The organism is Candidatus Nanopusillus massiliensis (assembly GCF_920984865.1).
Map to the genome: position 1 here is coordinate 545,324 of NZ_OV100765.1, position 453 is coordinate 545,776.

At 17.4% G+C, this 453-nt stretch carries 1 protein-coding gene; it reads left to right on the plus strand.

Going from position 1 to position 453, the window contains the following annotated elements; translation table 11 throughout:
* Positions 1-10 precede the first annotated feature (10 nt).
* Positions 11-358 carry a Dph6-related ATP pyrophosphatase gene (locus LUA84_RS03645; RefSeq protein ID WP_457913389.1) on the plus strand — a complete coding sequence of 116 codons (348 nt, stop codon included), beginning with the start codon at positions 11-13 and terminating at the stop codon, positions 356-358.
* The last annotated feature ends 95 nt before the right edge of the window (positions 359-453 follow it).

Consider the following 453-nt stretch of genomic DNA (forward strand, 5'->3'; position numbering starts at 1 on the left):
ATTTCAAAGAATATGTAAAAGATTAAATCTATGCTGTTTTAATCCATTATGGTTAAAGGATGAAAAAGAATATTTATATGAATTATTAGAAAATAATTTTCAGTTTATAATTGTTGGNNNNTATACATATCCTTTAGATATAAATATTTTAGGAAAAATTGTAGATGAAAATATAATAAAAAAATTAATTGAATATAAAGAAAAATATAAAATAAATATTGCGGGAGAAGGCGGAGAATATGAAACTTTTGTTTTATATCAACAATTATTTAAGAAAAAAATAATAATAAAAGATTATGAAATAAAGGTAGAAAAAAATTATGCAGAATATATTATAAAAAATGCATATTTAAAATGATTGGAATAATTCATACAAATAAAGAAGAACTATCAAAATATGAATTTTTATATCCAAAATAAATATTTTGAAAGAATTAAATATTGATTATAAAG